Here is a 19861-nt window from a genome sequence, read left to right on the forward strand (position 1 = left end):
CCCCCACGGTGGAGTGACGCCCGCCCCGGCGCCCCGCCCGACGCCCGTCACCGACCGGCGGACGACCGAGAGGGTGGCACCCCTTCCGGTGGCCACCCTCTGGTTCCGGTCCGTCAACTGGAGGCCGTGGCGGGAATCGAACCCGCGTAACTCGCTTTGCAGGTTTGTCCTGGCTGGTCAGGGCGCGCTACAGAGGAGTTCGTGTGCGTTCAATGCGGTACGGATGCCTTGGCCAGCGAGGCGGCGGTGAAAGGGTCCGGACGGCCGTGTACGACGATGAATGAGACGGAAACTGAGACGGGAGCCAGGGGCGTTGACCTGGATATGTCTCGCTGAGGGGCCGTGGACCCAGCTATGCGCTGCACGGTCTCCGTGCGCCAACGTGCAGCGCCCCGAGTTCCCGGCGCACGTCCCGCGCATTTTTAACTCTCCGCGTGGCCGGGGGCTTCGTGGGCGCCCACGGCAGGTCAGACGGCGTGCCCGTCGGCGGTGAACGGTGGCGGCCACCCTGGTGAGGGGCTGCCGAACGCCGCTGTTGTTCCATCCGAGCGCGGCTCAGCGGTGACCACATGGGGAGCTCATCAGGCGATTTGAGTCCAACTATTCACCCGATTGCAGAACCAGAGTTCAGCGGTCTGAACGCTTTCCCTTTGGCGGATTGCGACGAGCAAGTCGCCTGGCTGACCATTCACCGTAGGTGGACCCGCAGCGCTAAGGGCGTTGGTGATCGGATTGAGGCGAATCTGCGGCGTGGCCGTCGTGGTGAAAAAGCCACCTCGACCGGTATCGTCAACGGTGGAAATACCCACGACGCCAGCGTCACGCAATTCGTCAAACTTTACTGCGTGAGACCCACCGGATACACCCACGATGCCAACTCCGCCGCCAGCGATTTGGGCGTCCGGGGCGTTTCCCTGTTTGGTGCGCCTGTCTCCGCCACGGCCGATGACTCCGGCTCCTGGAAAAGGTGCCCCTACCACGATTGTAGTCGTGCTCCCCGACGGCCCCACCGGCACCGTGTGGTCAAGCTCGTCGCCTCCTTTACCGAAAACGCCTACGTTCGCCGTTTCTTTCGAGGTCGGCGTAGCGGTTCCGCCAGACACGCCCATAACGCCAGCACCATGGGGTTGCCGTACGTTGCCGTCGTTCGGCGTGACGGGCGTCACTTCGTGATCCCCACCCTTAGCAAAGACCCCAATCCCAGGGCGTGAACTGATAGAGGTTCCTTTCTGCTTGCCGCCGCCCCCATGCCCTCTGACCCCGATTCCCGCTGGGCTGGCACCACCTCCATCTTGTTTTCCGGCTCCACCTTCTCCAATTACTCCGTCGCCGCCGTCAGCTCCCCCGTTCCCGATTACGCCGTGCCCTTTACGCAAGCCGGTACCAGCAATAGCATCGTGATCACCAAATGGGATATTCACGTCGGCAAGGGCTGGCTCGACGACGAAGAATCCATTTCCGATGTATTCATCTCCGTCATCTCTCCTTCCTCGGAAGTACGTCGTGGCGTTTACCGAGTTCGCTTCACCGGCAGTCAGGTCGTCACCAATGTCGTCAGCGGCCATTTTTGACACCTTCTTTCCAGAGGCAAGGATGGAGCTGCACTCATGCTATGGCCGCCAGGCTTGAGTCCGCACTATTGCCAGAGCCAGTCGGCGTAATGGTGGCGACTCGACCATGATCTGAGCGTCCTTGCTTCCCCACGTGCGTTGAGATGCCAGATGAGTATCTGGCAGGCTGCTTTAAGGCTGGGCCCAATAGGCGGTCGCGACGCGACGGAGCAGCAGGTCAGCGTCTTGCCAGATCAGTCCCCATCCGCATACGCGATCTTCCGAACTAGTGCCTCCGAGCCATGCGGCGGCGCTTGAAGGCGGCGCTGGCATCAGGGTCACCAGCCAGTGACGATCGTCCGCGATGCTGCTGTGCACGGCCCGAGCAGCCACTTCCGCAGGGCCCTCCCCCGATTTCTACTGCACAGGGAGACACCCGGCCCATGGGTCCGCTTACGCCTCGGACGTCCTTCCCCAGTCTTCGTTGCCATTCTCGTCGTGCAGCATGGCTTCAAGGCTCAGGTATCGGGGGCCGGTCCCAGTCACCGATCCCGCGGGCCGCTGGTACAGGGCGCCGGACCGACGGTGGGGAAGGTCTACGGTCCGTACGTGCGTGAAGCCCTGCGCCTCGTAGTATCGCCCGAGGGCCGGGTTGGTCTTCCAGGCATCGACTCGAAGCCAGGATTTACCTGCCTTCGCCGCCTTATGTGGGGCCCAGTCGAGTAGCGATGCACCCAAAGAAATTCCGGCGGCGTTAGAGCGTACGATGATCCTGTGCGCATACAAGGCGTCACCGGGTATGTCGTTCAGCGACCAGAACTCGGGGTCGGCGAACGCATCTACCGTGATAGTGCCCAGGCATTCGGGTCCGTCGAAAACAAGATACGCATTCCCTCGCCTAATATCATCGGAGATTCTCTGCATGTTGGCTGGGTATTGCCACTGGTCAATTCCCTTCGACTTCAGGCGCCTGCCGGTCTCTTCCCACATGGCCGCAATCGTGTCGGCTTCCTTCCGGCCGGCTGGGCGAATGGTGACGTCATCATGCATTGCCTTATCCTGCTCCCAGCTCGTAGCGAAGGACGTTTCGGTCTGTGGGCATAGTGAACTTCGAGGCGGCGGCAGAGTGGGAGGAGCGCGGGCAGCGCTTCCGCGACGCCCGCCACCGCCGCCGTCCATCGTGGTCAAAGCCCTGCGCGACCTCGGGGTGCCCGCCCTGCGCAGGGCAATTCAGGAGATGGGCGACGCCGGGGCGTCGATGCTGTCCCCGATCGTCATCGCCGGATACGGTGTCGAGGTCGACGTCACCCTCCCGTCCGGCGTCTCGACCAACGAGGTCCAGGGCAAGCGCCGGAAGCTCGCCGAGAACCTGTCCCGGCACGAGCACGACGCCTATGAGCGGCGCCTGGCCCGGCAGGCAGCGGCTGACACACTGGCTTGAGAACGTCGCGCCCCACGCCGTCAACGACAACACGATGGTCGGGTACGGCGTCGCAGTCCGAAAGCATCTCAACCCTGGGTTGGGTGCTCATCGGCTCGACAGGCTCACCCCGGAGCACGTCGAAGCGTTCTACGCGAAGATGCAGGCCAACGGAAGCGCGCCCGCGACTGCCCACCAAGCGCACCGAACCTTTCGCGCCGCTCTCAATGAGGCTGTACGGCGCGGCCATCTCGGCAAGAACCCCGTCCTGTTGGCCAAGGCCCCAAAGACGGGGGACTACGAAGCGGAGCCCTACAACATCCAGGAGGTACAGCGGCTACTCAAGGCCGCTGACCGACATCGCAACTCCGCTCGTTGGGCCGTCGCCCTCGCCCTCGGCCTGCGCCAAGGGGAAGTGCTTGGACTGAGGTGGGACGACGTGGACCTTGACGGTGGGTTCCTCGTGGTCCGGCGTAGTCGACACCGACCCCAGTACGCCCACGGGTGTGTGAATCCCTGCGGGCGCAAGGCCGCCGGGTACTGCCCGGAGAGGCGACGCACCAACCCGGAATTCTCCACCACGAAGTCACGCGCCGGCCGCCGCGCCGTTGGTCTCCCCGAACAACTAGTTGACCTGTTCCGTGCCCATTTCAAGGCTCAGGAGAGGGAGCGGGCGGCGGCTGGAAAACGTTGGGAGGAGAACGGGTTGGTCTTTGCGGACGAGCACGGCCGTACCCCGTCCCACCGTCGGGATTGGGCAGAGTGGAAGGCACTCCTCACGGAGGCCAACGTCCGAGACGGGCGCCTTCACGACGCCCGCCATACCGCCGCGACGGTGTTGCTCATCCTGGGTGTCCCCGAACGGGCCGTTATGGGTCTCATGGGGTGGTCGACAACGGCCATGGCCGCGCGCTACCAGCACATGGTGGACGCCGTGCGCGCCGACGTGGCAAGGCAAGTTGACGACTTGATTTGGCCCCCTTCACACGGCGAGACGCCGGAGTGAGCCTGGTGCAGGGCGAGCGAGGCCCGAAGGGTGCCCGAACGGCGTACATCCATTCGGCGCACATTGGGATCTCCTCTTCCTTCGGCTCACGGCCACTGGTCAACATCGGCGGGTGCTCCTGTGCAGGTCGACGCGGGTGTGCACCGAATGGCGGTTACTCGAACACAGCAGTGTCCACCCGAACGGGTGAGTGGTGAGTAAGCGCACAAACACCCAGTGTGGCTAGGGGATTTGGCGGCGTGCGCGCGAAGATGCGGATGGCCCCACAGGGTCCGCCAGAGACCGTAGGAAGTTGACCGGCGGACCCCCGCGGGGGCCTGTTGTCCCTACGAAGAACAGGACCCAATGGTGGACGCTACACAGCCACCCGGAGGCAACGTGCCTCTTTCCAAGGCGATGCTCGTCACGCTCCTTGCCTTGATTGCGGGGTTTGCCGGGATCGTGGTGGGCATCTTCGCCGGGAGTGTGGGACACCTCACGCTCTTCGCGGCGACGGCCGTAGCGGTTGCGGCAGCCGTCGGAACCTTCGGTCTTGGCCTGGCCGTCCTGGCCTATCTGCGGCCATGACACTCTGGACCATCGCGGCGCTTACTCCATGTCGGGGCGCGCGCGATGGGCGCCCCGGGGCGGACTGGTCATCACCCCGTCTCGGTGGTGACCAATCCTTAAGTCTCTCGTCCAAGTGAGACGCTGAGTGAGACGGAAGCTGGAAGGGTGGCACCCTCAGGAGGGTGCCACCCTTTCGTTTTGCCTGGTCAGGCACTAGAGGCCGTGGCGGGAATCGAACCCGCGTAACTCGCTTTGCAGGCGAGTCCCTGAACCACTCGGGCACACGGCCGGGTCGGCCGCCCGTGGGCGGGCCGGACTCGGTGCGTCGACCGTACGGCGGTGCCGGAGGGCCGCTCAAGGGGACGGCCGGTGCCGCAACGGGACTGCCACACCCCGTTCATGAACGGGGGTCGTACGACCAAGGTCGGAGAGCGGACCGGCCCCCCGACAGGGGTCAAATCCGGTTGTGGACCTTACTCTGGCCCGCATGAGCACCCTTGAATCCCCCGATGCCCCCGGGGTGGACGTCGCCGGCCGGAACGGTGAGAACACCGAGCACGCCAGGCATGCCCAGAACGAGGACGGCGTGCTGGGGCGGGCCTATCGGGCGCTGAGCATCGGGATCGTGTCCGTGGTGCTCCTGATCGCGTTCGAGGCGACCGCCGTCGGGACCGCGATGCCCGTCGCGGCACGGGAGCTGGACGGGGTGGCGCTGTACGCGTTCGCCTTCTCCGGATACTTCACGACCAGCCTGTTCGGCATGGTGCTCGCGGGGCAGTGGTCGGACCGGCGCGGTCCGCTCGGGGCGCTGACCACCGGGATCGGCGCCTTCGCGGCCGGGCTCGTGATCGCCGGGACCGCCCAGGTCATGTGGCTGTTCATCCTGGGGCGGGCCGTGCAGGGCCTCGGCGGCGGCCTGGTCATCGTCGCGCTGTACGTCGTCGTCGGCCGCGCCTACCCCGAGCGGCTGCGGCCCGCGATCATGGCGGCCTTCGCCGCCGGCTGGGTCGTGCCGTCCATCGTCGGACCGCTCGCCTCGGGCGCCGTGACCGAGCACCTCGGCTGGCGCTGGGTCTTCCTCGGCATCCCCGTCCTGGTGGTGTTCCCGCTCGCGCTCGCGCTGCCGCAGATACGGCGCAGGGCGGCGGGCCCCGTGTCCGGTGCCGCCGGCTCGGCCTCCCTGGACCGGCGCCGCATCCGGCTCGCCCTCGCGATCTCGCTCGGCGCCGGGCTCCTGCAGTACGCCGCCCAGGACCTGACCTGGCTCTCCCTGCTGCCCGGCCTCGCCGGTGCCGCCCTCCTCGTGCCCGCCGTCCTCGGCCTGCTGCCCCCCGGCACCTGCCGTGCCGTGCGCGGACTGCCCTCCGTCGTGCTGCTGCGCGGGGTGGCCGCCGGGTCCTTCATCGCGGCCGAGTCCTTCGTCCCGCTGATGCTGGTCACCCAGCGGGGGCTGTCGCCCACCATGGCCGGTTTCTCCCTCGCCGCGGGCGGCGTCACCTGGGCGCTGGGCTCCTGGGTGCAGTCCCGGGCGCGTCTCGAGCCGCACCGGGAGCGGCTGATGGTCGTGGGAATGGTGCTGACCGCCGCGGCGATCGCCACCGCGCCGAGCGTGCTCGTGCAGGGCGTGCCCGTCTGGATCGTCGCCGTCGCCTGGGGCTTCGGCTGCTTCGGCATGGGCCTGGTGATCTCCTCCGCCAGCGTGCTGCTGCTGAAGCTGTCCGCCCCCGAGGAGGCCGGCGCCAACTCCGCGGCGCTGCAGATCTCCGACGGCCTCTCCAACGTGATCCTGCTGGCCGCGACCGGCGCCGCCTTCGCGGCCCTCGGCGGCGGCAGCACGGGCACCTCGACGGCCGGCGGCACCCACCCCGCCGCCTTCGCCGCCGTCTTCCTGCCGATGGCGGTGGTGGCACTGCTGGGCGTATGGGTGGCGACCCGCCTGCGGACCGCTGATCAGCCGGTACGGGGTTGAGCGGACGGACGGTCCGGGGGTGACCGGCCGCCCCGGGGGCCGGCAGGCCCGTTCGGGGCTGACGGCTGTTCCACGGCTGACCACCCGGTCCAGGGCTGACCACCCGGTCCACGGCCGACGGGCAGGTCCAGGGGCAGGGACTGACGGCCGGTCCGAGGCCGACCGCCCGGTCCAGGGCCGACCGGCCGGCCGGTGGGTAGAGCAGGCCGCCCGGCGCTGACCATCCGTTCCGTGGATGGCCGGCCGGCCGGCCGGCCCGGGGCGACGGGCCGTTCCGGGCGGCCCCGCGGCCGTGGTCCGGCGGTGATCGCCAAGGTCCTCGCCGGACCGGCGGGTTGTGACGTCAGTCCCACCCGTGGGCGACCCGGCCTCGTCCGGGCGGTGGCACCACCGGGGCGCCGGTAGGGTGGCCCGGTTGTCATACGTAGCCGTGCCCGACCCCTCCCCGGAGACCGTGACTACCACCGCCGCTTCCTCCGCTCACTCCCACCACCTCTCGCCCGCCTTCCCGGGCCGGGCCCCGTGGGGCACCGCCAGTAAGCTGCGTGCCTGGCAGCAAGGGGCGATGGAGAAGTACGTCCAGGAGCAGCCGCGTGACTTCCTCGCCGTGGCCACGCCCGGCGCCGGCAAGACGACCTTCGCGCTGACCCTGGCGTCCTGGCTGCTGCACCACCACGTCGTCCAGCAGGTGACCGTGGTCGCGCCGACCGAGCACCTGAAGAAGCAGTGGGCGGAGGCCGCGGCCCGGATAGGGATCAAGCTCGACCCCGAGTACAGCGCCGGCCCGCTCGCCAAGGACTACGACGGGGTCGCGGTCACCTACGCGGGCGTCGGCGTGCGCCCCATGCTGCACCGCAACCGCGTCGAGCAGCGCAAGACCCTCGTCATCCTCGACGAGATCCACCACGCCGGTGACTCCAAGTCCTGGGGCGAGGCCTGCCTGGAGGCGTTCGAGCCCGCCACCCGCAGGCTCGCGCTGACCGGTACGCCGTTCCGGTCCGACACCAACCCCATCCCCTTCGTGACGTACGAGGAGGGGCAGGACGGCATCCGGCGGTCCGCGGCCGACTACACCTACGGGTACGGCAACGCCCTCGCCGACCACGTCGTGCGCCCGGTCATCTTCCTCTCCTACAGCGGCAACATGCGCTGGCGCACCAAGGCCGGCGACGAGATCGCCGCCCGGCTCGGCGAGCCGATGACCAAGGACGCGATCAGCCAGGCGTGGCGCACCGCGCTCGACGCGCGCGGCGAGTGGATGCCCAGCGTGCTGCGCGCCGCCGACCAGCGGCTGACCGAGGTCAGGAAGGCCATCCCGGACGCGGGCGCCCTCGTCATCGCCTCCGACCAGGAGTCCGCGCGCGCCTACGCCAAGCTCATCCGGGAGATCACGGGCACGAAGGCGACGCTCGTGCTGTCCGACGACGCCGGCGCCTCGAAGCGGATCGACGACTTCAGCGGCAGCGACGACCGGTGGATGGTCGCGGTGCGCATGGTGTCCGAGGGCGTCGACGTGCCCCGGCTGGCGGTGGGCGTGTACGCCACCACCATCTCGACACCCCTGTTCTTCGCGCAGGCCGTCGGGCGCTTCGTGCGGTCACGGCGGCGCGGCGAGACCGCGTCCGTGTTCCTGCCGACCGTGCCCGACCTGCTGACCTTCGCCAACGAGATGGAGAAGGAACGGGACCACGCCCTCGACAAGCCGAAGAAGGAGGGCGAGGAGGACCCGTACGCCGAATCCGAGAAGGAGATGGAGGAGGCGAACAGGGAGCAGGACGAGGACACCGGCGAGCAGGACATGCTGCCCTTCGAGGCGCTGGAGTCCGACGCCGTCTTCGACCGGGTGCTGTACGACGGCGCCGAGTTCGGCATGCAGGCCCACCCGGGCAGCGAGGAGGAGCAGGACTACCTCGGCATCCCCGGCCTGCTCGAACCCGAGCAGGTGCAGCTGCTGCTGCAGAAGCGGCAGGCCCGGCAGATCGCGCACAGCCGCAAGAAGCCGGACACCGAGGCGGACCTGCTGGAACTGCCGGCCGAGCGGCGCCCGGTGGTCTCGCACAAGGAGATGATGGAGCTGCGCAAGCAGCTCAACACCATGGTCAGCGCCTACGTCCACCAGAGCGGCAAGCCGCACGGGGTGATCCACACCGAGCTGCGGCGGGTGTGCGGTGGGCCGCCGAGCGCGGAGGCGACCCCCGGACAGCTGCGGCAGCGCATCGCCAAGGTGCAGGAGTGGGCCACCCGCATGCGCTGACGCGCCGCCGAGCCCGCCGAACCCTCTCCCACCAGCCCTCGTACCCGCGCGCTCGTTCGCCCGTCCTGTCGTCCGTCGCCAGCTTGTTCGTGTGTCCGGAACGACCTGGCCGGTGTGCGTATCCGGACGAATGCAGGCAGGCCGGAACCACCCTTGCCCGGATTCTGGACGGAGGCTTCCGCTCAGCGAACCGGCTTCGCTAGTGTCCCGCTACGCACACGCCCCGTGGCAGCGCCGCCGCGGAGCGCAGCCGTGAAGCGACATGGCCCGGAGCCGCCGGGCGTCCTGCCGATCGGCGGCCTCTGAAGCGCGTCGCCGCCGGGACTCGGTGACGCATACGTCGCCCAGGGGTCGCCGACCTCACCGCCGAAGGAGTGGGCGTCGTGACCGCGGAGACCTCCCAGACGCTCGACCGGGGACTGCGTGTCCTCAAACTGCTGGCCGACACCGACCACGGGCTGACCGTCACCGAGCTTTCCAACAAGCTGGGTGTGAACCGGACCGTGGTGTACCGGCTCCTCGCAACGCTGGAACAGCACGCGCTCGTGCGCCGTGATCTGGGCGGGCGGGCCAGGGTGGGTCTCGGAGTGCTGCGCCTCGGCCGGCAGGTGCACCCGCTGGTGCGGGAGGCCGCGCTGCCCGCGCTGCGCGCGCTCGCCGAGGACATAGGGGCGACGGCGCACCTGACGCTGGTGGACGGGACGGAGGCGCTGGCCGTCGCGGTGGTCGAGCCGACGTGGACGGACTACCACGTGGCCTACCGGGCCGGTTTCCGGCATCCCCTGGACCGCGGGGCCGCGGGCAAGGCGATCCTCGCCGCCCGGCAGTCGCCGTCCGGCGATCCCGGGTACACGCTGACGCACGGCGAGCTGGAGGCCGGGGCGAGCGGTGCCGCCGCGCCGCTCGTCGGAGTGAGCGGGGTCGAGGGCAGTGTGGGCGTGGTGATGCTCGCGGACGCGGTACCGGAGAGGGTGGGGCCGCGGGTGGTCGACGCGGCCCGTGAGGTGGCCGAAGCCCTCCGCTGAGCGGGCCGGCCGGCCCGCCTCCGGGTGCGGTGCGCGCCCGCGGGCGGTGGGAGCCGTACGCCGCACGGGAGGCGGTCGGCCGTCACGTAGATTGATTACGTGCTCTCACGTCTCACGCGTCCCCAGGCCGTCGCCGTCTGTGCCCTGCCCGTCGTGGCGCTGCTCGCCACGGCCGTGTTCGCGCCGCTGCCGTTCTCGCTGGCGCAGCCCGGGCTGACGGCGGACGTGCTCGGTGAGCACCAGAACACCCCGGTGATCACCGTCTCCGGTGCACCGACCCGCAGGACCAGCGGGCAGCTGCGGATGGTGACCATCGTGGCGACCGGACCGGACGCCCGGGTCTCGCTCGGGGACGTCTTCGAGAGCTGGTTCCGCTCGGACCGGGCCGTGATGCCGCGCGACGCCGTCTACCCGAGCGGCAACACCGTCAAGGAGATCGAGAAGCACAACGCGGAGCAGATGCAGCAGTCGCAGGACGCGGCGACCCAGGCGGCGCTGAAGTACCTGCACCTGAGCTCCGACAAGGTGAAGGTCAAGCTGAAGCTCGCCGACGTGGGCGGCCCGAGCGCCGGGCTGCTGTTCACCCTGGGGATCATCGACAAGCTGGACGGCGACGGCAGCGGCGGTGACCTCACCGGGAGCCGCGACATCGCCGGTACGGGGACCATCGACGCCGGCGGCAAGGTCGGCGCGGTGGGCGGAGTCGCCCTGAAGACCCAGGCAGCGCGGCGGGACGGTGCCACCGTCTTCCTGGTGCCGAAGGCCGAGTGCGCCGACGCCAAGTCCGAGCTGCCGAAGGGTCTGCGGCTGGTCCCGGTGACCACGCTGACCGGCGCGGTCGACTCCCTGGTGGCGCTGGAGAAGGGTAAGGGCTCGGTTCCGAGCTGTTAGGCGACGGCGGCGGCCGGCCGCGGGGCGGCGAGCCGGCTGCCGACCTCGATCAGGGCTTGGCCGAGCCGGGTGCGCAGTTCCGTCCGGTGCGCCGCACCGGCGGCGAGGCGGTGCGCGGTGGCCTCGGCGCGCAGTTCGGTGGCGTGGTGCCGGGCGAGGGTGGCGGTGATGTCCATGACGTGGCCTCTCACTTCGAGTCGGATCACTGAGTGATGGATCTCCGGGTGCTGGATCACGGGCTGCTGATCCCCTGGTGCCTGATCGCCGGACGCCTGATCACCGGCTGTCGATCGGGAAGAGGTGCGTGTGGAGCCGTACCTGCTCGGAGTCCGGCAGGTCCGCGTCGGTCGCGCTGCCGCGGAACTCGTCGACCAGGGCGTGCATCCTGCGGATGAGTTCGGCGGCCTGCGCGGGCGTGAGCCGCAGCGTCGCGTCGCTCATGTCGGACGCCTGGTGCCAGTCCCCGGACCAACTGCCGCGGGTGCTGAGCCAGTTGGACAGCTCGCGGGCGTGGGTTCCCGCCACCTCGTGCAGGAAGACCTCGGCCATGCCGCGCACTTCAGGTCCCGCGCTCTCGAAGTCGGCGCTGTCGAAGACCAGTCCCTGGTCCACGGCCCGCCACCAGCGCTCCCTGCCCTTGCCGTGCTCGGGGGCGTCCTCGACGAAACCGTGGGCGGCGAGCTGGCGCAGGTGGTAGCTGGTCGCGCCGCTGGACTCGCCCAGCCGCTCCGCGAGTTGGGAGGCGGTGGCGGGGCCGCGCTGCCGCAGGGCGTCCAGCAGCTGCATCCGCAGCGGGTGGGCGATACCGCGCAGGGCGCGCGCGTCCAGCCGGCGCTGTTTGCGTTCCTCGTGCTCCGTCATGCATACAAAGATAGCGATGCAAAGCTTCCTTTGCAACGCCTTCTTTGCATCGACTTCTTTGCACGGCGCCGGCGCCGGAGCCGGAGCCGGCGCCGTACTGTTCGTGCCGTGGGCTCGTTCCGGACCCGTTCCGGCCCGCTCAGACCCCCTGCGCCGCGTCCTCGGCGGCCTGTTCCACCAGCGGGATGATCCGCAGCGGGACCGGGTTCTCCATCACGATCGCCGTGGAGGCCCGCACGATGCCCTCGAAGCCCACGACCAGGTCGATCACCCGCTGCAGATCGGCGTTCGAACGGGCCACCAGGCGGCACAGCATGTCCCCGCTGCCGGTGGTCGTCAGCAGCTCCAGCACCTCGGGCACCGTCGTCAAGTGGGCCCGGACGTCCGCACCCTGGCCCTGCCTGATCTGAAGCGTGGCGAACGCCGTCACCGGGTAGCCGAGCGCCGCCGGCTCCACCTGCGGGCCGAAGCCGCGGATCACCCCGTTCGACTGGAGCCGGTCGAGCCGTGCCTGGACCGTCCCCCGGGCGACCCCCAGCCGCCGCGACATCTCCAGCACGCCGATGCGCGGCTCGCGCGCCAGCAGCACGATGATCCGCCCGTCCAGACGATCGATCGCCACGGTCCCTCCCGCACCCTCTCCGGGGTGGTCATCTTGTACGGAAAGGCCGCCGGTTCGGCCGTACCGCTGAACACATTGACCAGTGAATACGCAAACTATTGCGCACCTTGCAGACCGGGGCCACCCTTCCGACATGACGCAGACCACACACCTCACTCCCGACGCGACCGCCCGGCAGGCCGACCCCTTCCCGGTCAAGGGAATGGACGCGGTCGTCTTCGCCGTGGGCAACGCCAAGCAGGCGGCGCACTACTACTCCAGCGCCTTCGGCATGAAGCTGGTCGCCTACTCCGGACCGGAGAACGGCAGCCGCGAGACCGCCAGCTACGTCCTGGAGAACGGCTCCGCCCGCTTCGTCCTCACCTCGGTCGTCAAGCCGGCCACCCCCTGGGGCCACTTCATCGCCCAGCACGTGGCCGAGCACGGCGACGGCGTCGTCGACCTGGCCATCGAGGTCCCGGACGCCCGCGCCGCCTACGCCTACGCCATCGAGCACGGCGCCTCCTCGGTCGCCGAGCCGTACGAGGTGAAGGACGAGCACGGCACCGTCGTCCTCGCCGCCATCGCCACCTACGGCGAGACCCGCCACACCCTGGTCGAGCGCACCGGCTACGACGGCCCTTACCTCCCCGGCTACGTCGCGGCGCAGCCGATCGTCGAGGCGCCCGCCCGCCGCACCTTCCAGGCGATCGACCACTGCGTCGGCAACGTCGAACTCGGCAAGATGGACGAGTGGGTGGCGTTCTACAACAACGTCATGGGCTTCACGAACATGAAGGAGTTCGTGGGCGACGACATCGCCACCGAGTACAGCGCGCTGATGTCGAAGGTCGTCGCGGACGGCACCCTCAAGGTGAAGTTCCCGCTCAACGAGCCCGCGATCGCCAAGAAGAAGTCCCAGATCGACGAGTACCTGGAGTTCTACGGCGGTCCCGGCGTCCAGCACATCGCGCTGGCCACCAACGACATCGTGCAGACGGTGCGCACCATGCGCGCGGCCGGCGTCGAGTTCCTCAGCACCCCCGACTCGTACTACGACACCCTCGGCGAGTGGGTCGGCGACACCCGGGTGCCGGTGGAGACTCTCCGGGAACTGAGGATCCTGGCGGACCGCGACGAGGACGGGTACCTTCTGCAGATCTTCACCAAGCCGGTCCAGGACCGGCCGACCGTGTTCTTCGAACTGATCGAGCGGCACGGCTCGATGGGCTTCGGCAAGGGCAACTTCAAGGCGCTCTTCGAGGCCATCGAGCGCGAGCAGGAGAAGCGGGGCAACCTGTAGGCCTGTAGCGGCCCGGGGTCCCCGCCGGAGGCGAGGGGGGGACCGTGGCGGAGCACATCGACCTCGCCGCACCGGCGGTCTGCCGGCTGCGGGAACGGGCGACGCTCCAGGAGCCCACGGTCCTCCAGTCCTTCGCCTTCGACGAGGTCCACCGCCACCTCTACGTCCTCCAGGTCGCCCGCGGCGGCCTGGCGGACGGCGACCTGTGCCTGAACCGCCTCGACATGGAGGGCCGGCGGCTCGGCCACATGTACCTCAAGGGGTTCGGGCACGGCGTCAGCATGGGCGTGCAGAACGACCCCGACGGCACGGTCTGGATCTGGACCGAGGCGGACGCGCTGCACGGCTTCGGCCGGGGCGTCACCCGGTTCCGGTTCGCCGCCGGGGCCACCCGCACCAGCAGGGACGTCAAGATCCGGTACCCGGTCGAGGGCTCCCGCAACAACCAGCCCACCCTCTGCACGGCCACCCGCCGCCTGGCGATCCGCTACCGCCTGGAGAACGTCCCGCGCTACCGCGTCTGGGACCTCGCCGCCTTCGTCGCCCGCGACTACGGCGACCCCCTCGCCGACCTCCCGCAGACCGGCGCCCACCCGGACCCCACGGTCCCCTTCCAGGGCTACGCGCTGCACGGCGACCACCTCTACCAACTCGCCGGCAGCGCCTACGACGCCAGGACCAACCCACCCGCCCACCACGGCAACACGTACCTGTCCTGCCTCGACATCCGCACCGGCGCCCTGCTGGCCGCCCACCGCACGGGAGCGGGCCACACCCTGAGCCACCGTGAGCCCGAGGGCCTGGCGGTCCGGCACACCGGCGGACCGCGCCTGTACCTGGGCTTCGCCTCCGGCGCGCCGGGAGCGCGCAGATTCTCCCTGTACTGCAAACCCGGGCCCTGAGACCCGGGTTCGCGGCACGGCCGACAGGCCCCAGGGCCTGTCGCGAAAGTGGTCCTCTGCCGCGCGGCCGCCCTCCGGGCGACGAGGCCACTTTCGCAACAGGCCCTAGTCGTCCTCGCCCGGCGGCGGCTCGTCCGGCACGTCCCCCAGCTCACGGAGCGCCGCCCGGGTCTCGGGAACCAGCAGCGGGGAGAAGTACGGATTGATCCGCAGCGCCTCCTGAAGGTGGCGCCGGGCCGGACCGAGCCGCTCCGACTCGCGCTCGATCATGCCCAGGTGGAAGGTGTACAGCGCGCTGCGCACCCCGCCGCCCTTCGCCTTGTCCGTGGCGATCGAGGCGTACTTCAGCGCCTCCTCGTCGTCACCGGCCCGGTGCAGCGCCCAGCCGAGCGCGTCGGCCACCTCGATCCCCGGCTGGCGCCGCCACTCCTCCTCCAGCCGCACCACCGCGTCCTGCGCGTCCCCGTGGTCCGCCTCGTACTGGCCGATCAGCAGCTCCTCGTCCACCCCGCCCTCGACCGACCGCTCCACCCGCTCCCGCATCAGCTCGTACTGCTCCCGCGCGGCCGGGAACTGACCCAGCGACTCGTACAACTCGCCCAGTTCCAGGGTGACCCGCGGGTCCGGCTGCCCGGCGAGCGCCGCCCGGTACGCGGTCACCGCCTCGTCGGCGCGGCCCAGCGCGGCCAGCGCCCGGCCCTTCCCGGCCAGCGCCGACCACCGGCCGGGATCCAGGCGCACGGCCGCCTCGAAGTGCCGCAGCGCGTCCTCCCGGTCACCACGCTCCCAGGCGAGCTGCCCCACCCCGGTCAGATAGGCGCCCTGCTCGGGAGGTGTGCGGGCACTCGACGCCGCGTCCGTCAGCTGCGCCACGGCGTCCTCGCGCCAGCCCCGGTCCCGGTACACCGCCGACGCCCGGGCCATGACGGCGGGCCGGGCGGCCGCGCCGGGGCGCAGCGCCATCAGCTTGTCCAGGGCGCCCCGGGCCGCCTGGTAGTCGCCGAGCCCCGTGTAGGCGTCGATCAGCGGCGGGTACGCCGTCCACCGCTTCGGCGTCAGTTTCAGCGCCTGCTCGCCGTACCGCTTGGCCGCCGGGAAGTCACGGCGGGCGTTCGCCAGCGCGGCCAGCCCGCCCAGCGCCTCGGCGTTGCCGGTGGCCCGCACCTGGACCGAGGTCGTCAGCGCCCGCTCCGCCTTCGGGTAGTTCGCCGGGTCGGCGCTCGCCCGGCCCCGCTCCACGTAGGCGCTCCCCAACAACGCCCACGCCGAGGCGTCCTGCGGCCGCGCCCGCACCCGGGCCTCCTGCTGCCCGATCAGCGCCGTCAGGTCGGGCAGCGCGGCCGGCACCCCCGAGGTCAGCGCGGCCAGTGCCAGCGCCTGCGGCTGCGCCCTGGGACCCGCCGCGGGCGGCGGCACCGCCCGGCGCTGCGGCTCGGCCGGGACCAGCGTCAGCACCGCGCCCGCCGCTGCTCCGCCCGCCAGCGCGACGATCAGCACGCGCCGTGGCCACCGGCGCCGGCGGCGCGGCGGCCCGGCCGCCGGTGACGTGCCGGGCGCGGAGGGGCCGTACTGTCGGATCTCCATACCGCTCACTGTGCGCCAGCACGACGGGCGCGCCCGGGTGGCCCAAGGACGGCACGGACGGGGTTCACACCGATGGCCCCGAGTGACACGCTGTGATCATGAGCCGTATCGAAACGCATCGCCACACCGATGCTGTGGCAACCGGTAACCTCACCGACCGGCTCCTGGCCGGCCTGCCCGTCGAGGCCGTCCTCGTCGACCCCGACGTCACCACCTCCTACGCCAACGACATGGCCAGCTTCTGCCCGGCCGGCGCCCCGGCCGTGGTCGTTCTGCCGCGCACCGTCGAAGAGGTCCAGCACGTCATGCGCACCGCCTCCGAGCTGCGCGTCCCGGTGGTCCCGCAGGGGGCCCGCACGGGCCTGTCCGGCGGCGCCAACGCCACCGAGGGCTGCATCGTGCTGTCCCTGACGAAGATGGACCGCATCCTGGAGATCAGTCCCGTGGACCGGATCGCGGTGGTCGAACCGGGCGTGATCAACGCGGCGCTCTCCCGCGCGGTCGAGGAACACGGCCTGTACTACCCGCCGGACCCCTCCAGTTGGGAGATGTGCACCATCGGGGGCAACATCGGCACGGCCTCGGGCGGTCTGTGCTGCGTGAAGTACGGCGTGACCGCCGAGTACGTGCTGGGCCTGGACGTCGTCCTCGCCGACGGCCGTCTGATGTCCACCGGGCGGCGCACCGCGAAGGGGGTGGCCGGTTACGACCTGACCAGGCTCTTCGTCGGCTCCGAGGGCTCGCTCGGCATCGTCGTGCGGGCGGTGCTCGCGCTGCGGCCGAAGCCGCCGCGGCAGCTCGTGCTGGCCGCCGAGTTCGCCTCGGCGACCGCCGCCTGCGACGCCGTCTGCCGGATCATGGAGGGCGGTCACGTCCCGTCCCTCCTCGAACTGATGGACCGTACGACCGTCAAGGCGGTCAACGACCTCGCCCACATGGGTCTGCCGGAGACCACCGAGGCGCTGCTGCTGGCCGCCTTCGACACCCCCGACCCCGCCGCCGACCTGGCCGCCGTCGGCGCGGTGTGCGAGGCCGCCGGCGCCACCCAGGTGGTCCCGGCCGAGGACGCCGCCGAGTCCGACCTGCTGCTCCAGGCCCGGCGGCTCTCGCTGACCGCGCTGGAGACGGTGAAGGGCACGACGATGATCGACGACGTGTGCGTTCCGCGCTCCCGGCTCGGCGCGATGCTCGAAGGGGTCGAGCGGATCGCCGGGAAGTACGGCCTCACCATCGGCGTCTGCGCGCACGCCGGCGACGGCAACACCCACCCCACCGTCTGCTTCGACGCCGCCGACCCGGACGAGTCCCGGCGGGCCCGCGAGTCCTTCGACGAGATCATGGCCCTCGGCCTGGAACTCGGCGGCACCATCACCGGCGAACACGGCGTGGGCGTGCTGAAGAAGGAGTGGCTGGCCCGGGAGATCGGACCGGTCGGCGTGGAGATGCAGCGGGCGGTGAAGCAGGTCTTCGACCCCCTCGGCATCCTCAACCCCGGCAAGCTGTTCTGACCCCCGTACGGGGGCGCTCACCGGGCGAGCAGCTCGTCGAGGGCGCCGTCCAGGCCAAGCCGCCGGCCCTCGCTCCCCGGGGGCACCGCGCGCAGCGTCCGCTCCAGCCAGGCCGACACCTGGGCCGCCGGTGCCTGGAGCAGGGCGTCCCCGTCGGGTGAACTCAGCGCCATCAGCACGACACCGTGCCCGTCGACCTTGGCCGGCCACACCCGCACATCACCGTGCCCGCACGGCCGGAAGACCCCATCCACCAGCAGTTCCCGGGCGAACGTCCAGTCGACGGGGTGCTCGGAGTCGATGTGGAAGGTGACGTGGACGGCGTAGGGGTCGTCGGAGCGGTAGCCGAGCCGGGCCGGCACCGGGATGCTCCGCTCGGGGGACAGAACGAGCCTCAGTTCCAGCTCCCGTTCCACCACGGTGTGATCCATGATCTGTGTTCCTTCCTGCCGGGGCCGCCCTGAGTGGGCCCGTACCCCCAGAGAGGCGGCGGAGGCGCCGCCATTACGCGGGTTGCGGGAAGTTCTTCGGCGCGGGGCGGGGAAGCGGAGGCACGGTGTCGCCCGGAAAGGGGCGGGTACTGCGGGACTGGCTCTGTGGCATGCCCCGGTCTGATAGATGTGGAGGCTCCCAACTCACCCCCGAGCAGATACGGGACGACGGACATGAGCGCCCCAACCCCGGCCCCCGGTGACGACAGGCCCCGCGAGGGCTACTACCCGGACCCTTCCATCCCCGGGTACGTCCGGTACTGGAACGGCGCCTCCTGGGTGCCGGGCACCAGCCGGCCGGCGCCCTCGGACGGCAGCCCGCTCAGCCCGCCGCCCGGTGCCCGTCCCGCGGCCCCGGCCGTCGAGGAGACGGGCCCGCACTTCTTCGACGAGGACCCGCGGCCGGGCCCGGCGACGGGTGGCCAGGCGTCCGGGTGGGGCGCCGGCGGCGACGCACCGCACGGGCAGCACGCACAGCACCCACAGCACGGCCGCCACGCACAGCACGGGCAGCCCGGCTTCGGCGCCGACCCGAGGGTTCCCGCGGACGGACCGGCCCAGCCGAACGGCCACGCGGCACGCACCGACGGCACCGCCTCGATCCCGCCCACGGACGACGACGGCCCCGACCCCGGCGGCACGTTCATCTTCCGCCGCCCGGTCCCCGGCCCCGCGGCCGTCAGGGACGACGGCTCCCCGGCGTTCCGCCCGGTACCGGAGCAGGGCCGGCCGGGCGGCGAAGCGGGCGCGCCCGGCGCGGCGGCCCCGGGCGGGCAGCCGTCCGCACCCGCCGGTGCCGGCCGATTCGCCGCCCAGGGATCGGCCGGGGCGCCGCACGCCGGGGCGGCCGGTCCCGGCGCGCAGGGCCCGGCCGGCGCGCCCCCGGTGGCCGCGGGACCCGGCTTCGGGGCCGGGAAGGCGGCGGCAGCCCGGGCCGCCGCCGCGCAGCCGCCCCCGGCCGCGCCCTCGGCCGTGGCTCCCGCGGTGCCGCAACAGACGGCACCGCCGCAAGGAGGCCCTCCGCAAGGAGGCCCGCAGCAGGGCGGCCCGCAGCAGGCCGCTGCCCCGGGCACCCCGTTGACCTCGGGCCCGGGCGGCGGCCAGAGCTCCTGGGCCCAGCAGGTGCACCGGCTGGCCGGGGGCGCGGACGAGCAGCCCGTGGCGCCCTGGAAGCCCCCCGTGGAGGACGTGTTCCAGGCGGCCGCCCGCCGGCAGGCGGCGGCCCGGCCGGCCGGGCTGGGCAGGCGCCTGGCCGCCCGCCTGATCGACAGCCTGGTCATCGGCGCCGTCACCGCCGCCGCGGCCGTACCGCTCGGCACCCGGGCGGTCGACCACGTCCAGCGGAAGATCGACGAGGCGAAGCTGTCCGGCCGTACCGTCACGGTCTGGCTGCTCGACGGCACGACCGGCACCTTCCTCGCCATCGTGCTCGGCGTCCTGCTGGTCTTCGGCGTCCTCTACGAGGTGCTGCCCACCGTCAAGTGGGGCCGCACGCTGGGCAAGAAGCTGTGCGGTCTCGAGGTACGGGACATCGAGGCCCACGAGCCCCCGGGGTTCGGCGCGGCCCTGCGCCGCTGGCTGGTCTACAGCGTCCCCGGACTGCTCGGCATCGGGATCGTCGGCGTGCTGTGGTGCGTGTTCGACCGCCCCTGGCGCCAGTGCTGGCACGACAAGGCGGCCCACACCTTCGTCGCCGACTGACGCGGCCGTGTGAAAAGCGGGCGCGCCCGTCCCCCGTACGGCCGCACGCCGGATGCGGGGCCGGGCGGTTCGCGGTGCACTCGGGCCATGAGCAGCGAACCGCCCCCCGGCTCCGGAGAGCAGCCCCCGGAGGACGACCCGTTCAGGAAGCGGCCCCCGTCGGACCAGGGGTCGGGCTCGCCGTACGACACCCCGTACGGCGACCGGCAGCCCCCGCCGTCCGGTGGTCAGCCGCCACCCCCGGGT

Annotated in this window: 18 protein-coding genes, 1 tRNA gene and 2 pseudogenes; 13 read left to right on the forward strand and 8 right to left on the reverse strand. The window is 71.2% G+C overall.

Going from position 1 to position 19861, the window contains the following annotated elements; all coding sequences use genetic code 11:
* Nucleotides 1-581: 581 nt before the first annotated feature.
* Nucleotides 582-809: a hypothetical protein gene (locus V7E45_RS26720; RefSeq protein WP_333776754.1), complete on the reverse strand. Its 228-nt coding sequence runs from the start codon at nt 807-809 to the stop codon at nt 582-584.
* A 438-nt stretch (nt 810-1247) separates the two neighbouring features.
* Here V7E45_RS26720 and V7E45_RS26725 point away from each other — a divergent pair, with 438 nt between their 5' ends.
* Complete coding sequence (locus tag V7E45_RS26725) at nt 1248-1571, forward strand: hypothetical protein (RefSeq protein ID WP_333776755.1); 324 nt, start codon at nt 1248-1250, stop codon at nt 1569-1571.
* Nucleotides 1572-2003: 432 nt separating this feature from the next.
* Here V7E45_RS26725 and V7E45_RS26730 read toward each other — a convergent pair whose 3' ends face one another.
* Nucleotides 2004-2600, reverse strand: a complete 597-nt coding sequence (locus V7E45_RS26730; RefSeq protein WP_333776756.1) for a GNAT family N-acetyltransferase — start codon at nt 2598-2600, stop codon at nt 2004-2006.
* Between the two features lie 112 nt (nt 2601-2712).
* Here V7E45_RS26730 and V7E45_RS26735 point away from each other — a divergent pair.
* The 3 genes and pseudogenes from V7E45_RS26735 to V7E45_RS26745 form a co-directional block, all read left to right on the forward strand.
* Nucleotides 2713-2946 (forward strand): annotated as a pseudogene (locus V7E45_RS26735) (ATP-binding protein); the annotation flags it as partial.
* Nucleotides 2945-3976: a tyrosine-type recombinase/integrase gene (locus V7E45_RS26740; RefSeq protein WP_333776758.1), complete on the forward strand. Its 1032-nt coding sequence runs from the start codon at nt 2945-2947 to the stop codon at nt 3974-3976. The pseudogene V7E45_RS26735 and the gene V7E45_RS26740, both read left to right, overlap by 2 nt.
* A gap of 378 nt (nt 3977-4354) precedes the next feature.
* On the forward strand, nt 4355-4543 hold the full coding sequence (locus tag V7E45_RS26745) for a hypothetical protein (RefSeq protein ID WP_333776759.1): 189 nt from the start codon (nt 4355-4357) through the stop codon (nt 4541-4543).
* Nucleotides 4544-4742: 199 nt separating this feature from the next.
* On the opposite strand, the gene V7E45_RS26750 is transcribed toward V7E45_RS26745, so the two are convergent.
* Nucleotides 4743-4814: transfer RNA gene (locus V7E45_RS26750), tRNA-Cys, on the reverse strand.
* 198 nt (nt 4815-5012) lie between these two features.
* Here V7E45_RS26750 and V7E45_RS26755 point away from each other — a divergent pair.
* The 4 genes from V7E45_RS26755 to V7E45_RS26770 all read left to right on the forward strand — a co-directional run bounded on the left by V7E45_RS26755 (nt 5013) and on the right by V7E45_RS26770 (nt 10664).
* A complete protein-coding gene (locus tag V7E45_RS26755; protein WP_333776760.1) occupies nt 5013-6494 on the forward strand; it encodes an MFS transporter in 1482 nt (493 codons plus the stop codon).
* 454 nt (nt 6495-6948) lie between these two features.
* Nucleotides 6949-8748, forward strand: a complete 1800-nt coding sequence (locus V7E45_RS26760) for a DEAD/DEAH box helicase (RefSeq protein WP_333776761.1) — start codon at nt 6949-6951, stop codon at nt 8746-8748.
* Between the two features lie 383 nt (nt 8749-9131).
* Nucleotides 9132-9773 (forward strand): IclR family transcriptional regulator, encoded by a 642-nt coding sequence (locus V7E45_RS26765; RefSeq protein WP_333776762.1) that lies wholly within the window; start codon nt 9132-9134, stop codon nt 9771-9773.
* A gap of 99 nt (nt 9774-9872) precedes the next feature.
* Entirely contained in the window at nt 9873-10664 is a 792-nt protein-coding gene (locus V7E45_RS26770; RefSeq protein ID WP_333776763.1) for a S16 family serine protease, read from the forward strand.
* Here the strand turns inward: V7E45_RS26770 and V7E45_RS26775 are convergent.
* The 3 genes from V7E45_RS26775 to V7E45_RS26785 form a co-directional block, all read right to left on the reverse strand.
* Nucleotides 10661-10840 (reverse strand): hypothetical protein, encoded by a 180-nt coding sequence (locus V7E45_RS26775; RefSeq protein ID WP_333776764.1) that lies wholly within the window; start codon nt 10838-10840, stop codon nt 10661-10663. The two genes, V7E45_RS26770 and V7E45_RS26775, sit on opposite strands and share 4 nt — an antisense overlap.
* Nucleotides 10841-10940: 100 nt before the next feature.
* Nucleotides 10941-11525, reverse strand: a complete 585-nt coding sequence (locus V7E45_RS26780) for an ArsR/SmtB family transcription factor (RefSeq protein WP_333776765.1) — start codon at nt 11523-11525, stop codon at nt 10941-10943.
* A gap of 139 nt (nt 11526-11664) precedes the next feature.
* Nucleotides 11665-12147 (reverse strand): Lrp/AsnC family transcriptional regulator, encoded by a 483-nt coding sequence (locus V7E45_RS26785; RefSeq protein WP_333776766.1) that lies wholly within the window; start codon nt 12145-12147, stop codon nt 11665-11667.
* 133 nt (nt 12148-12280) lie between these two features.
* Between V7E45_RS26785 and hppD the strand changes: the two genes are divergently transcribed.
* Both hppD and V7E45_RS26795 read left to right on the forward strand, forming a co-directional pair.
* Nucleotides 12281-13429: a 4-hydroxyphenylpyruvate dioxygenase gene (hppD, locus tag V7E45_RS26790; protein ID WP_333776767.1), complete on the forward strand. Its 1149-nt coding sequence runs from the start codon at nt 12281-12283 to the stop codon at nt 13427-13429.
* Between the two features lie 44 nt (nt 13430-13473).
* A complete protein-coding gene (locus V7E45_RS26795) occupies nt 13474-14331 on the forward strand; it encodes a phage baseplate protein (RefSeq protein WP_333776768.1) in 858 nt (285 codons plus the stop codon).
* 105 nt (nt 14332-14436) lie between these two features.
* On the opposite strand, the gene V7E45_RS26800 is transcribed toward V7E45_RS26795, so the two are convergent.
* Nucleotides 14437-15915, reverse strand: a complete 1479-nt coding sequence (locus V7E45_RS26800; protein WP_333776769.1) for a tetratricopeptide repeat protein — start codon at nt 15913-15915, stop codon at nt 14437-14439.
* Between the two features lie 92 nt (nt 15916-16007).
* Here V7E45_RS26800 and V7E45_RS26805 point away from each other — a divergent pair, with 92 nt between their 5' ends.
* Nucleotides 16008-17423, forward strand: coding sequence for an FAD-binding oxidoreductase (locus V7E45_RS26805; RefSeq protein ID WP_333776770.1), 1416 nt, complete (start codon nt 16008-16010; stop codon nt 17421-17423).
* A gap of 17 nt (nt 17424-17440) precedes the next feature.
* Here the strand turns inward: V7E45_RS26805 and V7E45_RS26810 are convergent, their stop codons facing one another.
* A complete protein-coding gene (locus tag V7E45_RS26810; protein ID WP_333776771.1) occupies nt 17441-17854 on the reverse strand; it encodes an SsgA family sporulation/cell division regulator in 414 nt (137 codons plus the stop codon).
* Between the two features lie 234 nt (nt 17855-18088).
* Here V7E45_RS26810 and V7E45_RS26815 point away from each other — a divergent pair, with 234 nt between their 5' ends.
* Nucleotides 18089-19615 carry an RDD family protein gene (locus V7E45_RS26815; RefSeq protein ID WP_333776772.1) on the forward strand — a complete coding sequence of 509 codons (1527 nt, stop codon included), beginning with the start codon at nt 18089-18091 and terminating at the stop codon, nt 19613-19615.
* Nucleotides 19616-19702: 87 nt separating this feature from the next.
* Nucleotides 19703-19861: pseudogene (locus V7E45_RS26820) on the forward strand (RDD family protein); the annotation flags it as partial.

Source organism: Streptomyces sp. IBSBF 3136 (genome assembly GCF_036815105.1).
Taxonomy (GTDB): domain Bacteria; phylum Actinomycetota; class Actinomycetes; order Streptomycetales; family Streptomycetaceae; genus Streptomyces.

What these genes read in the sequence shown, in the direction of transcription:
- V7E45_RS26725 (WP_333776755.1), top strand. Translation starts at nt 1,248, where the DNA reads ATGCCCTCTGACCCCGATTCCCGCTGGGCTGGCACCACCTCCATCTTG.
- V7E45_RS26730 (WP_333776756.1), bottom strand. Translation starts at nt 2,600, where the DNA reads ATGCATGATGACGTCACCATTCGCCCAGCCGGCCGGAAGGAAGCCGAC.
- V7E45_RS26740 (WP_333776758.1), top strand. Translation starts at nt 2,945, where the DNA reads ATGAGCGGCGCCTGGCCCGGCAGGCAGCGGCTGACACACTGGCTTGAG.
- V7E45_RS26755 (WP_333776760.1), top strand. Translation starts at nt 5,013, where the DNA reads ATGAGCACCCTTGAATCCCCCGATGCCCCCGGGGTGGACGTCGCCGGC.
- V7E45_RS26775 (WP_333776764.1), bottom strand. Translation starts at nt 10,840, where the DNA reads ATGGACATCACCGCCACCCTCGCCCGGCACCACGCCACCGAACTGCGC.
- V7E45_RS26780 (WP_333776765.1), bottom strand. Translation starts at nt 11,525, where the DNA reads ATGACGGAGCACGAGGAACGCAAACAGCGCCGGCTGGACGCGCGCGCC.
- hppD (WP_333776767.1), top strand. Translation starts at nt 12,281, where the DNA reads ATGACGCAGACCACACACCTCACTCCCGACGCGACCGCCCGGCAGGCC.
- V7E45_RS26800 (WP_333776769.1), bottom strand. Translation starts at nt 15,915, where the DNA reads ATGGAGATCCGACAGTACGGCCCCTCCGCGCCCGGCACGTCACCGGCG.
- V7E45_RS26810 (WP_333776771.1), bottom strand. Translation starts at nt 17,854, where the DNA reads ATGGATCACACCGTGGTGGAACGGGAGCTGGAACTGAGGCTCGTTCTG.
- V7E45_RS26815 (WP_333776772.1), top strand. Translation starts at nt 18,089, where the DNA reads ATGAGCGCCCCAACCCCGGCCCCCGGTGACGACAGGCCCCGCGAGGGC.